Below are 12,265 nucleotides of genomic sequence, written 5' to 3'. Positions count from 1 at the left end.
TACGTATCGGGTTGCAGGCTAAACGCTTGAAGTACAAATGAAAACGGCCTGGGCAGAGCCAGGCCGTTAACAATTGTAATAAATACTCTGATCAGAGCCCTTATTTCAGGACAGCGAGTGCAGCGTCGTAGTTTGGTTCTTCGGCGATTTCCTTGACCAATTCGCTGTGCAGTACGGTGTCATTCTCGTCCAGCACGACCACGGCACGGGCGGTCAGACCCTTCAGCGGACCGTCAGCGATGGCTACGCCGTAGTTCTGGATGAACTCGGCACCGCGCAGGGTGGACAGGTTCTGGACATTCTCCAGGCCTTCGGCGCCGCAGAAACGCGCCTGAGCGAACGGCAGGTCAGCGGAGATGCACAGCACGACGGTGTTGTTCAGCTCGTTGGCCTGGGCATTGAACTTACGCACGGACGTGGCGCATGTCGGGGTGTCGACGCTTGGGAAAATATTCAGGACCTTGCGCTTGCCGGCGAAATCCTTCAGGGAAACGTCCGACAGATTGCCGGCAACCAGGGAAAAGGCTGGCGCCTTGGAACCGGCTTGCGGCAACTGGCCATTGACTTGAACCGGGTTGCCTTTGAGGGTGACTTGAGCCATGAACGGATTCCTTCTGACATGTTTGAAAAAGGTCGAGGCCGGAGTTAACCATGAAATACCGCCGCGACCTATGGTTAGACACAAAAAGTCATCGCTTGAATACCGCTACTTGTCCTTGAGCTTCAGGAACGACTGGTGCAGATCCGCCGCCCAGCCGTCGATGACGCCCTTGACGTCATCGGGTTTCATCACCTGGGAGTCGTTGGACAATGGCCTGCCCGTGCCCTTGCGCACCACCTGGGCGATCACCGCATTGTCCCCGCCGTCGAGGAACACCGCCTCGGTGCCTAGCGTGGTTTCCTGGTCACGAATACCGCTGGCGGTACTGACGGCGGCCGCCACCAGTGCAATCGGAACCACCTCGTAAGGTTTCAGGCCCTCGGTCTTGCTGCCCACGGCGGTGATGGCCGCACGCATCACCAATACGCCCGACCCCGGACCGGTCGCCAGGGGCAAGGACTTGCTGGCCTCTCGCCTGAGCGCCTGGTCGTAATACGCGGTGATGCCGGACAAGGTGGCCTGGGGAATTTTCACGGTCGGCTGCGGCTTGGGGTACAGCTGCGTCGGTTCGATATAGAGATGGGTGTATTTGCCCGGCTCGATCTTCGGATCGACCCAACGCATCACCGCGACCCCCGAAGGTGATTTTTCTTCCTTGAGCCGGCTGTAATCCCCCAGGAACCCGGAGTATTCGTCCGGCTGAGTGACGTTGCTGGAACAACCCACCAAGGTGAGCGAGACGATGCATACGCTACCCATCATTGACGCGAGTTTCATGCTGGCACTCCTGTAAGCCACACGAGACGAGGGCGGGACTACAGGTATAGCCAATGGGCGGTTCTTTCGCCCGCTCAGGCATGAAAGTAACTTGCCCTACAGAGGGGAAACCCGCCTCTTCGCCGGTTGTGAATGGACGTCCTGCAAGTGATGAGTAGCGGGTTTTATGCCCATCACCTGTCAGACCTGACAGTAGTCAATACCGTCCGAGAGAGGTTTGATAAAGCCAGCCGCCGAGACGACAGACGAGTTCTTGGCCGCAGGAGCCAGGAACTCATCATGCGTAGATCAAGTGGATTAATGGCCATGCTGCTGATCACGCTGATGGTCAGTTGTGCGCCAATTGCAACAAAACCGCCCGAAATCACTATGGCTGATGGTGTTCAAATACTCGACGGACCAGACACCGCCGCTTACCTGGACACGCTGTATAATCGCAACTTCCCCAACTGCAACAAGACCGAATCCCAACCGGCATTCCTTTGTTCGGGCGTGACCCTCCGGCTCACCATAAAAGACCCACTCAATGTCTATAAAGTCTGGGACCCCAGTCCGATTTCCTTACAGAACGGCGCCGTGTCCTTTTCTTATATGAGAGCGGACACCAACTTTGGGGGCAACGCATTCGGTTGGGACTACCAGAACGGCTATATCCTGTACCCCTTCCTCGAGGCTCCAGCAGGCAAGGCCCAGCTGTTTTACATGTGTTCATACCCCATGGATGGATGGACCCAGCAACGCAGCCCACCTTGCGGCCCCCACCCCTTTTATCCTTATCACAGCAATCTGTGTCAGTACCATAACGTTACGATCGCCGAGCAATGGGTGTATGTATGGACCTATCCCGACCCCAATGCCCAGCACCCCATTCAGCAATGCGGGTTTGATGTCAGCGATGACCGCAATACGTTTGCCGCACCTGCGTTCAGGGAGTCGTTGCGGTCCAGGGCGCTGCTGGCGGCTAAGACTCCAGCCTACGCGACCCAGGTCTTCAACGATCATAACGAGATCATTATCAAGACCTGGACTCCGGGACGGCCCAACACTTTTCCGATCCTGGCCTTTTTCTATATCGCAGGAAACAGCAAGGGATTGGCCGATGCCCAATACAATCAACGTGACTTCTATAACTCCACCAGTCCAAAGATCGTGGTGCCGATCATTCGCCTGACACCGGCCGCCAGCCTCGGCGGCAAGGCCTCCTTCAGCTACTCCGCAGAGGAGCAGGCCTTGGTTCAGTGATTCGGTATGACAGGTGTCGCCATGCCAGATTTGCCTTGGACTAGCGGAGAAAAGTCACTACACCATGACACCTGACGCAAAGATGAGCGTTACAGTTGATGTTCCTCTGGCATCCGCTCCTGAACAATTGGAGACTCCTGGCAGGCCGGTCCCGTCGACACAGGCCATTGCCCGAGGACATCCAATGCGCACCATCGGCCTTATCGGCGGCATGAGCTGGGAATCCAGCGCCGAATACTATCGCTTGATCAATCAGCAGGTACGGGACCGGCTCGGGCCGTTGCGCTCGGCACAACTGCTGATGCACAGCGTCGATTTCGGCCCGGTGGAGCAGGCTCAGCACGCCGGGCGCTGGGACGATGCCGCCGCCATCCTGGTGGATGCCGCGCGACGTCTTCAGGCCGGCGGTGCCGAGTGCGTGGTGCTGTGTACCAACACCATGCACAAGGTGGCGGCGCAGATCCAGTCGGCCATTTCGATTCCATTCCTGCACATCGCCGACCCCACCGGCCAGGCCGCCCTCGACGGAGGAACCGTGACGGTCGGCCTGTTGGGCACGGCGTTCACCATGGAGCAGGACTTCCTCAAGGATCGGCTAAGTGCCCAAGGATTGACCGTGCTGGTCCCCGACGCAGAAGAGCGCCAGGCGGTGCACCGCATCATCTATGACGAACTCTGCGTGGGTGTGATCAACCCGGCATCGCGCCAGGTCTACCAGCAGGTCATCGAGTCCCTGACCCTACGTGGCGCCCAGGCGATCATCCTGGGCTGCACGGAAATCGGCCTGCTGATCAAACCCGAGCACAGCGCCCTGCCCCTGCTCGACACCACCCACCTGCATGCGCGGGCGGCGGTGGCGTTTGCCTTGGATTGACCGGCAGGTACTCACGCACCCGACTTCGGTGCGCCAGCAGCTGCTACCTGTTCAACGCAGCCGCGCCATGGCCAGGGTGTCGACCCAGCGCCCGTCACGCACCGCATAGTCACGCATCAGGCCTTCCGTCTCGAAGCCGAATTTACGGTACAGCCCGACGGCGGCCTCGTTGTCGGCGTATACCGTCAGTTCCACCCGCCGCAGGTTCATCCAGTTGTCCGCCACCTCCAACGCGGCGGCCAGCAGCATCGAGCCCACCCCCTTGCCCTGCCAGGCGACGGCGACGCCCATGCCAAGACTCCCGCAGTGGGCACGGCGGACGCGCGAGTACTGCTCCAGCCCCAGATTGCCAATGACTGTGCCCTGATGCAGCGCGACCAGTTTCACATGGCGCTCATCATCCATCGCCAGACGCTTGCGCCACACTTCGGTGGACTGGAACGGCATCTGTAGCACCTGACGGGTCACCGCCGGGTCGTTGTAAAGCGCGGTGACCGCGTCGAGATGGGCTTCAGTGAATCGGGCGATGGTAATCGTGGGCTCTGACATACGGCTCCTTCCTGGAAACGCGAGATGGCCGTCGACTATAAACCGCCGTTCATCCGGTAGCGAATGTACGAACGCCTTCGCGGGCAAGCCCGGCTCCCACAGGGGATTTGGGTGGTCGCGGGATTTGCGCCCGACGCCAGTCCCATGTGGGAGCGAGCCTGCTCGCGATAGCGGTGGGTCAGATGACGAAGATGTTGGATGTGCAGCCGTCATCGCGAGCAGGCTCGCTCCCACGGGGGATTCGGGTGGTCGCTGGATTTGCGTCCGACGCCAGTCCCATTGTGGGAGCGAGCCTGCTCACGATAGCGGTGGGTCAGATGACGAAGATGTTGGATGTGCAGCCGTCATCGCGAGCAGGCTCGCTCCCACAGGGGATTTGGGTGGTCGCGGGATTTGCGCCCGACGCCAGTCCCATTGTGGGAGCGAGCCTGCTCACGATAGCGGTGGGTCAGATGACGAAGATGTTGGATGTGCAGCCGTCATCGCGAGCAGGCTCGCTCCCACGGGGGATTCGGGTGGTCGCGGGATTTGCGCCCGACGCCAGTCCCATTGTGGGAGCGAGCCTGCTCACGATAGCGGTGGGTCAGATGACGAAGATGTTGGATGTGCAGCCGCCATCGCGAGCAGGCTCGCTCCCACGGGAGATTCGGGTGGTCGCTGGATTTGCGTCCGACGCCACTTCCATTGTGGGAGGGAGCCTGCTCCGGGCAGGGATCCGACGATGAGGCCTTCAGCTTCAGCGAATGTCTCGCTTATTGATGTTGCACCTGCACCATCGAGTTCACCTGCACCCGCGCCTGCATCTGCTCTGCCCCGCCGCCCCGGCGCATGCCGCGTACCGGGCAGGCGTCGAGGTAGTCCAGGCCGACCGCCAGCTTCAGGTGTCGGTCGGGGCGGGTCAGGCGGTTGGTCACGTCGAAGCTGTACCACCCGTTGTCCAGCCAGGCTTCGGCCCAGGCATGGCTCGCCAGATGCGTTTCATCTTCGGTGTACAAATAACCGGAGACATAGCGCGCCGGAATACCGAGGCTGCGCGCGCAGGCCAGGAAGGCATGGGTATGATCCTGGCAGACGCCCGCACCGCCGGCAAACGCCTCGGCGGCTGTGCTGCTGACAGCGGTCGTGCCCGGGCTATAGGGCATGCGCGCCGCAAGGCCCTCCATCAGATCGACCAGTGCAGCCCGATCGCGCCGCCCTGCACATTGCTCCATGGCAAAGGCGCTGAGCGCGTCATCCGCCTGGGTCAGACGGCTCGTGCGCAGGAACGGCAGCGGCGACTGCGAGTCCGGCTCCATCTCCACCGCCTGATGGATTTCCACTTCGCCATAAGCGGTCAGTACCAAGGCGCCATGGGGCTCGTCCATGGTCATCACGTGCAGGATGTTACCGTAGGGGTCGAGCTGGCTGCGCACCAGACGAGGTAACTCCAGATGCCATTGCAGGACGCGCTGGCGCTGGCTGTCCCTCGGAGTCAAACGCAGGAACTGGATGCTGGTGCAGACTTCATCGGCATAGCGGTAGGTGGTGTCGTGGCGTATGGACAGTTTCATACGACCTCCAGATAGGACTCGTGAACGGTCTGGCCCAGATGACGGATCTGGTCGATGAGGTCGGTCAGCCAAAGGTGCAGGCCCGATGCCAGGATCTCGTCGATCCCGGAATAACGCAGGCGCGCATTCAGCTCCGCGGCCAGGCGCTGGGCCGGACGGCCGTTGTGGCCTGGCAGGCTGGCGAGGATCTGATCGAGCTCCTCGATGCAGGCATGCAACGAACGCGGGACGTCGGCACGCAGCAGCAACATCTCCGAAACCTGCTCGGCATTCGGCGCATTACGGTAGATCTCGTTGAACGCCTCGAACGACGACAGCGCCCGTAGCAAGGCACTCCACTGGTAGTAGCCGCGCGCCGAATTGTCGCTGACCTCTTCCGACTCTTCGCCAAACATTTCGTAGCGTGCATCCAACAGGCGCAAGGTGTTGTCCGCCCGCTCGATGAACGTCCCCAGGCGAATGAAACAGTAGGCATCGTTGCGCATGATGGTGCCCGACGTCGCCCCGCGAAACAGATGCGAACGCTCCTTGACCCATTCGCAGAAATGACTGATGCCGTAGCGGCCCAGGCCATTGCTGGCGATGTTGCGCATCTCCAGCCAGGTGGCGTTGATGTTTTCCCACATGTCGGCGGTGATGCGCCCACGCACCGCATGGGCATTGGTCCGCGCCGCCCGCAGGCAGCTGTAGATGCTGCCGGGGTTGGTGTCATCCAGGGCGAAGAAATGCAGCATGTGTTCGCTGTTGAGCTCGCCATAACGGGTGTTGTAGTCGTCCAGCGTACCGGCCGCCAGCAGCGACATCGCCAGCTCGGCATGGCCGTCGCTGCGCCCGGCCTGGGGCATCAGCGACAGCGAGTAACTGACTTCGAGCATGCGCGCCAGGTTCTCGGCGCGCTCCAGGTAGCGGGACATCCAGTAGAGGTCCGAAGCGGTTCTTGAAAGCATGTCTTAATCCTCCACTACCCAAGTGTCCTTGGTACCACCGCCCTGGGACGAATTCACCACCAGCGAGCCTTCGCGAAGCGCCACGCGGGTCAGGCCACCCGGCACGAGGCGGGTCTCCTTGCCCGAGAGCACAAACGGCCGCAGGTCGATATGACGCGGCGCGATGCCACTTTCGACAAAGGTCGGGCAAGTGGACAGGCTCAGGGTCGGTTGAGCGATGTAGGCCTCGGGACGGGCCTTGAGTCGTGCACGGAAGTCTTCGATTTCCGCCGCGGTGGCCGCCGGCCCCACCAGCATGCCGTAGCCGCCGGAGCCCTGGGTTTCCTTGACCACCAGATCGGGCAGGTTCGCCAGCACATGGGACAGTTCCTGAGGCTTGCGGCATTGCCAGGTAGGGACATTCTTCAGGATCGGTTCTTCGGTGAGGTAGAAACGAATCATCTCATCGACGTAGGGGTAGATCGACTTGTCATCGGCGACGCCGGTACCGACCGCGTTCGCCAGCACCACATTGCCCGCACGGTAGACGGCGATCAGGCCTGGCACACCCAACATCGAATCGGGATTGAACGACAGCGGATCGAGATAGGCATCGTCGAGACGCCGGTAGATCACATCCACCTGCTGGGGACCGGCGGTCGTGCGCATGTAGACATGGTCGTCGCGCACGAACAGATCGGCGCCCTCCACCAGTTCCACACCCATTTCCCGAGCCAGGAACGCATGTTCGAAGTAGGCACTGTTGAAGCGACCGGGGGTCAGGACCACCGCGGTGGGGTTATCCAGCGGACTCGAGCTCTTGAGGGTGTCGAGCAGCAGGTTCGGGTAATGATCGATGGGCGCCACACGCTGGGCAGCGAAGAGTTCGGGGAACAGGCGCATCATCATCTTGCGGTCTTCGAGCATGTAGCTGACGCCGCTGGGCGTGCGCAGATTGTCCTCCAGTACGTAGTAACTGCCGTCACCGTCACGAACCAGGTCGACGCCGGCAATATGGGCGTAAATGCCCCGGTGCAGGTTCAGGCCCTGCATCGCAATCTGGTAACCCTCGTTGGCCAGCACCTGCTCGGCGGGAATGATGCCTTCCTTGAGGATGCGCTGTTGGTGATAGATGTCGTCCAGGAACATGTTCAGCGCCTGGACCCGCTGTATGCAGCCCTGCTCGACCTTTTGCCATTCACTGGCCTTGATGCTGCGGGGAATGATGTCGAAGGGTATCAACCGCTCGGTGCCCTGCTCGTCCCCGTACAGGGTGAAGGTGATCCCCGCTCGATGGAACAGCAGGTCGGCTTCGCGTCGGCGCTGATCGAGCAGTTCGCCCGGCGTGTCCGCCAGCCAACGTGCGAAGGCTTGGTAATGCGGGCGGCAGTCACCCTTGGCATCATACATTTCATCAAAAAAAGCTCGGGGCATAGCCAACTCCCAGCCGCGTTCTACACGGCATTTCTTATTACTTCGTCATTCCAATGGTCCGGCCTTGCCTTGCGTTAATGAGCCCTGTTTTCTCTGAGCACCTCGATAGACATCCGTCTCTGCTGTGGCCTTTGCGTCTGGATGACGTGCGCCGCCGGTTAGATCCGCGCCATGAATGTCTCCGCTTGATAAAGCCGTCGGTGCGATGGCCTCCCCCCAGGAACCATAGCAAAGGCTGTGCCTACGCACGGCATATACGCATACAACTGGAAAAACCGGCGTAAACGTACGCTAAAGCGAAATTTATTTTCGTTCTGGCGACTGAAAAGCCGCTCAAGGGCTGGAACGATTATTTCGGCTTGCGGCAGCGCGTAGCGGAACGAGTCGAATCGGTGCAACGAATCACGTAACTGTCATCAGCTGCCCTGAAATGGGGAAATTTGTACTCACTGGCGATACCGGAGCCTGGCCTCGCATGCCAGTCAGTGAAGCCACAAACCCGTGGGAGCAAGCTTTGTTCCCACAGGCGTTGCGCCGTTTGATCCTTAACTGACTGGCATTAGCCCCAAAGGCTGGCCTTCTGTCGTCTCCTCGCGAACAAACTCAACGGAGGTACTTGCGCCAGCAGTATTATGGTATACCATCATACGCACAGACACCTTTTACCCGTCTACGGAGCAGCTCATGAGTTTCGAAATTCGCAAGATCGTCAGCTATGTCGAAGAAACCTTTATCGAAGGTGGCAAGGTCACTGATAAGCCGGTGACCATGGTCGGGCTGGCGGTGGTCATGAAAAACCCTTGGCTGGGCCGTGGTTTCGTCGAAGACCTGAAGCCGGAAATCCGCGCCAACTGTTCCGACCTTGGTGCACTGATGGTCGAGCGCCTGGTGGGCATCATCGGCGGCGCCGAGAAAATCGAAGCCTACGGCAAGGCCGCCGTCGTCGGCGCCGACGGTGAAATCGAGCATGCTTCCGCCGTGATCCATACCTTGCGCTTCGGCAACCACTACCGCGAAGCGGTCAAGGCCAAGAGCTACCTGAGCTTCACCAACAAGCGCGGCGGCCCTGGCACCTCGATCCAGATCCCAATGATGCACAAGGACGACGAAGGCCTGCGCTCGCACTACATCACCCTGGAAATGCAAATCGAAGACGCACCGCGCGCCGACGAAATCGTCGTGGTGCTGGGTTGCGCCGATGGCGGTCGTCTGCATCCACGCATCGGCAACCGCTACATCGATCTGGAAGAACTGGCCGCCGAAAAGGCGCAGTGATCCAGCCCGGCCCCCACAACAAGAAAAGGTATGCAGGAGCGCTCCATGATTCGGCCCACCGCTGAACTCACCCCGGCAGGCACCAGTTACCTGGCGACCGGCCAAGGCCAGCCCGTGGTCTTGATCCACGGCGTCGGCCTGAACAAAGAAATGTGGGGTGGCCAGGTCGTTGGCCTGGCCTCGAAGTACCGCGTGATTGCCTATGACATGCTTGGCCATGGCGCCAGCCCGCGTCCCGCCAGTGGCACCGGTCTGCTCGGCTACGCCGACCAGTTGCTGGAACTGCTCGACCACCTGCAACTGCCCCAGGCCACGGTGATCGGTTTCTCCATGGGCGGGTTGGTGGCGCGCGCTTTCGCCCTCCATTACCCGCAACGCCTGCACGGCCTGGTGGTACTCAACAGTGTGTTCAACCGCAGCCCCGAGCAACGTGCCGGGGTCATCGCCCGTACCGCCCAGGCGGCCGAGCATGGTCCGGATGCCAACGCCGAAGCGGCACTGTCGCGCTGGTTCAGCCGCGAATATCAAGCGGCCAACCCGGCACAGATCGCTGCGCTGCGCCAGACCTTGGCGAAGAACGATCCCCAGGGTTACCTGACCACTTACGAACTGTTCGCCACCCAGGACATGTACCGCGCCGATGACCTGGGCAGCATCCAGGCACCGACGCTGATCGCCACTGGCGAACTGGACCCGGGTTCAACCCCCGAAATGGCCGAACAACTGGCCGCGCGCATTCCCGGTGCGGCCGTTGCCGTACTCGCCGAACAGCGGCATATGATGCCGGTAGAATCGCCACGCCTGGTCAACCAGTTGCTGCTGGAGTTCCTGGACAAGGCGTACTCCCAACAACATCCAATAAAGGGGATCGTCGCATGACGCTCGCACGTTTCCAGATGTGCATCGGCGGTGAATGGGTCGATGCGCTGTCGGGCAAGACCTTCGAAAGCCTGAACCCGGCCCTGGCCCAAGCCTGGGCCGAACTGCCCGATGCTGGCGAAGCCGATGTCGAACGCGCCGTCCAGGCTGCGCAAATGGCGTTCGAAAGCCCTGCCTGGCGTGGCCTGACCGCGACCGCCCGTGGCAAGTTGCTGCGCCGTCTCGGTGACCTGATCGCCGAGAACAAGGAACAACTGGCTCAGTTGGAAAGCCGCGACAATGGCAAGCTGATCCGCGAAACCCGCGGCCAGGTCGGCTATCTGCCAGAGTTTTTCCACTACACCGCGGGCCTGGCCGACAAACTCGAAGGCGGCACCCTGCCCCTCGACAAGCCGGACATGTTTGCCTACACCGTGCATGAAGCCATGGGCGTGGTGGCGGCAATCATTCCTTGGAACAGCCCCCTGTACCTGACCGCGATCAAGCTTGCCCCTGCACTGGCGGCCGGCAACACCATCGTGATCAAGCCGTCCGAGCACGCCTCGGCGACCATCCTGGAGCTGGCGCGCCTTGCGCTGGAGGCCGGCTTTCCAGCAGGCGTGGTCAACGTCGTGACCGGTTACGGTCCCAGCACCGGCGCCGCCCTCACCCGCCATCCGCTGGTGCGCAAGATCGCCTTCACCGGCGGCGCCGCCACGGCTCGCCATGTGGTGCGCAGCAGCGCGGAAAACTTTGCCAAGCTGTCCCTGGAACTGGGGGGCAAGTCGCCCAACATCATCTTCGCCGACGCTGACCTCGACAGCGCCGTCAACGGTGCGATTGCCGGGATCTACGCGGCGTCGGGCCAGAGCTGCGTGTCCGGCTCGCGGTTGTTGGTGCAGGACGACATCTACGACGAATTCGTTTCGCGCCTGGAAGAGCGCGCCAAGCGCATCCGCATCGGCAGCCCGCAAGACGACAGCAGCGAAATGGGCCCGATGGCCACCGCCCAGCAACTGGCGGTGGTCGAAGGCCTGGTGGCCGATGCCATTGCCGAGGGTGCGCGGCTGCGCCTCGGTGGCAAGCGTCCGCAGAACCTGGGCGAAGGCTGGTTCTATGAACCGACCCTGTTCGAATGCGACCGCAATTCGATGAAGATCATGCAGGAAGAAGTCTTCGGCCCGGTGGCCTCGGTGATTCGTTTCAAGGACGAAGCCGAAGCCCTGGCCATCGCCAACGACTCGCAGTTCGGCCTCGCCGCCGGTATCTGGACCCGCGACCTCGGTCGCGCTCATCGCCTGGCCCGGGACGTGCGTTCGGGCATCATCTGGGTCAACACCTACCGTGCTGTCTCGGCCATGGCGCCCATCGGGGGCTTCAAGAACAGCGGCTACGGACGTGAAAGCGGCATCGATTCGGTGCTGGCCTATACCGAACTGAAAACGGTGTGGATCAACCTTTCTCAGGCACCGATGCCTGACCCCTTCGTGATGCGCTAGGAGACTGCCGCCATGATCGAACCCGGCATTTACAAAGAAGTCATGGGCTCGTTCCCCTCCGGCGTCACGGTGGTCACCACCCTGGACCCTGAAGGGAACATCGTCGGCATCACCGCCAGTGCGTTCAGCGCACTGTCGATCGACCCGGCGCTGGTCCTGTTCTGCCCCAACTACGCTTCCGACACCTACCCGATCCTGCGGGACAGCAAGCAGTTCGCGATTCACCTGCTGTCCGCCGACCAGACTGCCGAAGCCTACGCCTTCGCCGGTAAAGGCAAGGACAAGGCCAAGGGCATCGACTGGCACCTGAGCGACCTTGGCAACCCGATCCTCGCCAAGGCCACGGCGATCATCGAGTGCGAACTGTGGCGCGAATACGACGGTGGCGACCACGCGATCATCGTCGGCGCGGTCAAGCACCTGATCCTGCCCGAGCAGCCGGTCACGCCGATGATCTACCACAAGGGCAAGTTGGGCGCCTTGCCCACCCTGGCCTGAACGGCGCAAGGAGAACCTGAGCCGAACACCGTTGTGGCGAGGGGATTTAGCGAAACGTCGCACCGCCCCGCTGGGGCGCGCAGCGGCCCCAATACAGGCAACTTCATTGACATGACGCACGGAGCTGTCTGTTTTAGGGCTGCTGCGCAGCCCAGCGGGGATGAATCCCCTCGCCACAAGGT

Annotated in this window: 12 protein-coding genes; 6 read left to right on the top strand and 6 right to left on the bottom strand. The window is 61.3% G+C overall.

The genetic code is table 11. The features are described from left to right. Positions 1-100: 100 nt before the first annotated feature. Positions 101-601, bottom strand: a complete 501-nt coding sequence (gene tpx, locus FGE05_RS12570) for a thiol peroxidase (protein WP_024779993.1) — start codon at positions 599-601, stop codon at positions 101-103. A gap of 105 nt (positions 602-706) precedes the next feature. After that, on the bottom strand, positions 707-1,378 hold the full coding sequence (locus FGE05_RS12565) for a DUF3313 domain-containing protein (protein WP_139645319.1): 672 nt from the start codon (positions 1,376-1,378) through the stop codon (positions 707-709). Positions 1,379-1,684: 306 nt separating this feature from the next. Here FGE05_RS12565 and FGE05_RS12560 point away from each other — a divergent pair, with 306 nt between their 5' ends. Both FGE05_RS12560 and FGE05_RS12555 read left to right on the top strand, forming a co-directional pair. Continuing rightward, positions 1,685-2,620, top strand: coding sequence for a halovibrin HvnC (locus tag FGE05_RS12560; RefSeq protein ID WP_257225639.1), 936 nt, complete (start codon positions 1,685-1,687; stop codon positions 2,618-2,620). Between the two features lie 184 nt (positions 2,621-2,804). Then, positions 2,805-3,494, top strand: a complete 690-nt coding sequence (locus FGE05_RS12555; protein WP_139645315.1) for an aspartate/glutamate racemase family protein — start codon at positions 2,805-2,807, stop codon at positions 3,492-3,494. 51 nt (positions 3,495-3,545) lie between these two features. On the opposite strand, the gene FGE05_RS12550 is transcribed toward FGE05_RS12555, so the two are convergent. The 4 genes from FGE05_RS12550 to FGE05_RS12530 all read right to left on the bottom strand — a co-directional run bounded on the left by FGE05_RS12550 (position 3,546) and on the right by FGE05_RS12530 (position 7,953). Next, positions 3,546-4,043 (bottom strand): GNAT family N-acetyltransferase, encoded by a 498-nt coding sequence (locus FGE05_RS12550; protein ID WP_047698788.1) that lies wholly within the window; start codon positions 4,041-4,043, stop codon positions 3,546-3,548. Between the two features lie 752 nt (positions 4,044-4,795). Further along, positions 4,796-5,593 (bottom strand): transglutaminase family protein, encoded by a 798-nt coding sequence (locus FGE05_RS12540; RefSeq protein ID WP_139645310.1) that lies wholly within the window; start codon positions 5,591-5,593, stop codon positions 4,796-4,798. After that, positions 5,590-6,540 (bottom strand): alpha-E domain-containing protein, encoded by a 951-nt coding sequence (locus tag FGE05_RS12535; RefSeq protein WP_139645308.1) that lies wholly within the window; start codon positions 6,538-6,540, stop codon positions 5,590-5,592. Before FGE05_RS12535 ends, FGE05_RS12540 begins: the two co-directional genes overlap by 4 nt. Before the next feature lie 3 nt (positions 6,541-6,543). Then, positions 6,544-7,953 (bottom strand): circularly permuted type 2 ATP-grasp protein, encoded by a 1,410-nt coding sequence (locus FGE05_RS12530; RefSeq protein WP_139645306.1) that lies wholly within the window; start codon positions 7,951-7,953, stop codon positions 6,544-6,546. Between the two features lie 684 nt (positions 7,954-8,637). Here FGE05_RS12530 and FGE05_RS12525 point away from each other — a divergent pair. The 4 genes from FGE05_RS12525 to FGE05_RS12510 are packed head-to-tail and all read left to right on the top strand — an operon-like array spanning position 8,638 to position 12,083. Continuing rightward, entirely contained in the window at positions 8,638-9,228 is a 591-nt protein-coding gene (locus FGE05_RS12525) for an amino acid synthesis family protein (protein WP_041022990.1), read from the top strand. 45 nt (positions 9,229-9,273) lie between these two features. Further along, a complete protein-coding gene (locus FGE05_RS12520) occupies positions 9,274-10,107 on the top strand; it encodes an alpha/beta fold hydrolase (protein WP_139645305.1) in 834 nt (277 codons plus the stop codon). Next, complete coding sequence (locus FGE05_RS12515) at positions 10,104-11,585, top strand: aldehyde dehydrogenase (protein ID WP_139645303.1); 1,482 nt, start codon at positions 10,104-10,106, stop codon at positions 11,583-11,585. The genes FGE05_RS12520 and FGE05_RS12515 overlap by 4 nt, the downstream gene beginning before the upstream one ends. Before the next feature lie 12 nt (positions 11,586-11,597). Then, positions 11,598-12,083: a flavin reductase family protein gene (locus FGE05_RS12510; protein ID WP_139645301.1), complete on the top strand. Its 486-nt coding sequence runs from the start codon at positions 11,598-11,600 to the stop codon at positions 12,081-12,083. The last annotated feature ends 182 nt before the right edge of the window (positions 12,084-12,265 follow it).

Source organism: Pseudomonas sp. ICMP22404 (assembly GCF_006227205.1).
Lineage (GTDB): Bacteria > Pseudomonadota > Gammaproteobacteria > Pseudomonadales > Pseudomonadaceae > Aquipseudomonas.
The sequence above is the reverse complement of the archived record's forward strand: the minus strand, read 5'-3'. Positions and strand labels throughout refer to the sequence as shown.

Bases quoted from the DNA above. Each gene is read 5' to 3' on its own strand.
- FGE05_RS12515 (WP_139645303.1), top strand. From the start codon at position 10,104: ATGACGCTCGCACGTTTCCAGATGTGCATCGGCGGTGAATGGGTCGAT.
- FGE05_RS12555 (WP_139645315.1), top strand. From the start codon at position 2,805: ATGCGCACCATCGGCCTTATCGGCGGCATGAGCTGGGAATCCAGCGCC.
- FGE05_RS12510 (WP_139645301.1), top strand. From the start codon at position 11,598: ATGATCGAACCCGGCATTTACAAAGAAGTCATGGGCTCGTTCCCCTCC.
- FGE05_RS12530 (WP_139645306.1), bottom strand. From the start codon at position 7,953: ATGCCCCGAGCTTTTTTTGATGAAATGTATGATGCCAAGGGTGACTGC.
- FGE05_RS12540 (WP_139645310.1), bottom strand. From the start codon at position 5,593: ATGAAACTGTCCATACGCCACGACACCACCTACCGCTATGCCGATGAA.
- FGE05_RS12550 (WP_047698788.1), bottom strand. From the start codon at position 4,043: ATGTCAGAGCCCACGATTACCATCGCCCGATTCACTGAAGCCCATCTC.
- FGE05_RS12565 (WP_139645319.1), bottom strand. From the start codon at position 1,378: ATGAAACTCGCGTCAATGATGGGTAGCGTATGCATCGTCTCGCTCACC.
- FGE05_RS12535 (WP_139645308.1), bottom strand. From the start codon at position 6,540: ATGCTTTCAAGAACCGCTTCGGACCTCTACTGGATGTCCCGCTACCTG.
- FGE05_RS12560 (WP_257225639.1), top strand. From the start codon at position 1,685: ATGCTGCTGATCACGCTGATGGTCAGTTGTGCGCCAATTGCAACAAAA.
- tpx (WP_024779993.1), bottom strand. From the start codon at position 601: ATGGCTCAAGTCACCCTCAAAGGCAACCCGGTTCAAGTCAATGGCCAG.
- FGE05_RS12525 (WP_041022990.1), top strand. From the start codon at position 8,638: ATGAGTTTCGAAATTCGCAAGATCGTCAGCTATGTCGAAGAAACCTTT.
- FGE05_RS12520 (WP_139645305.1), top strand. From the start codon at position 9,274: ATGATTCGGCCCACCGCTGAACTCACCCCGGCAGGCACCAGTTACCTG.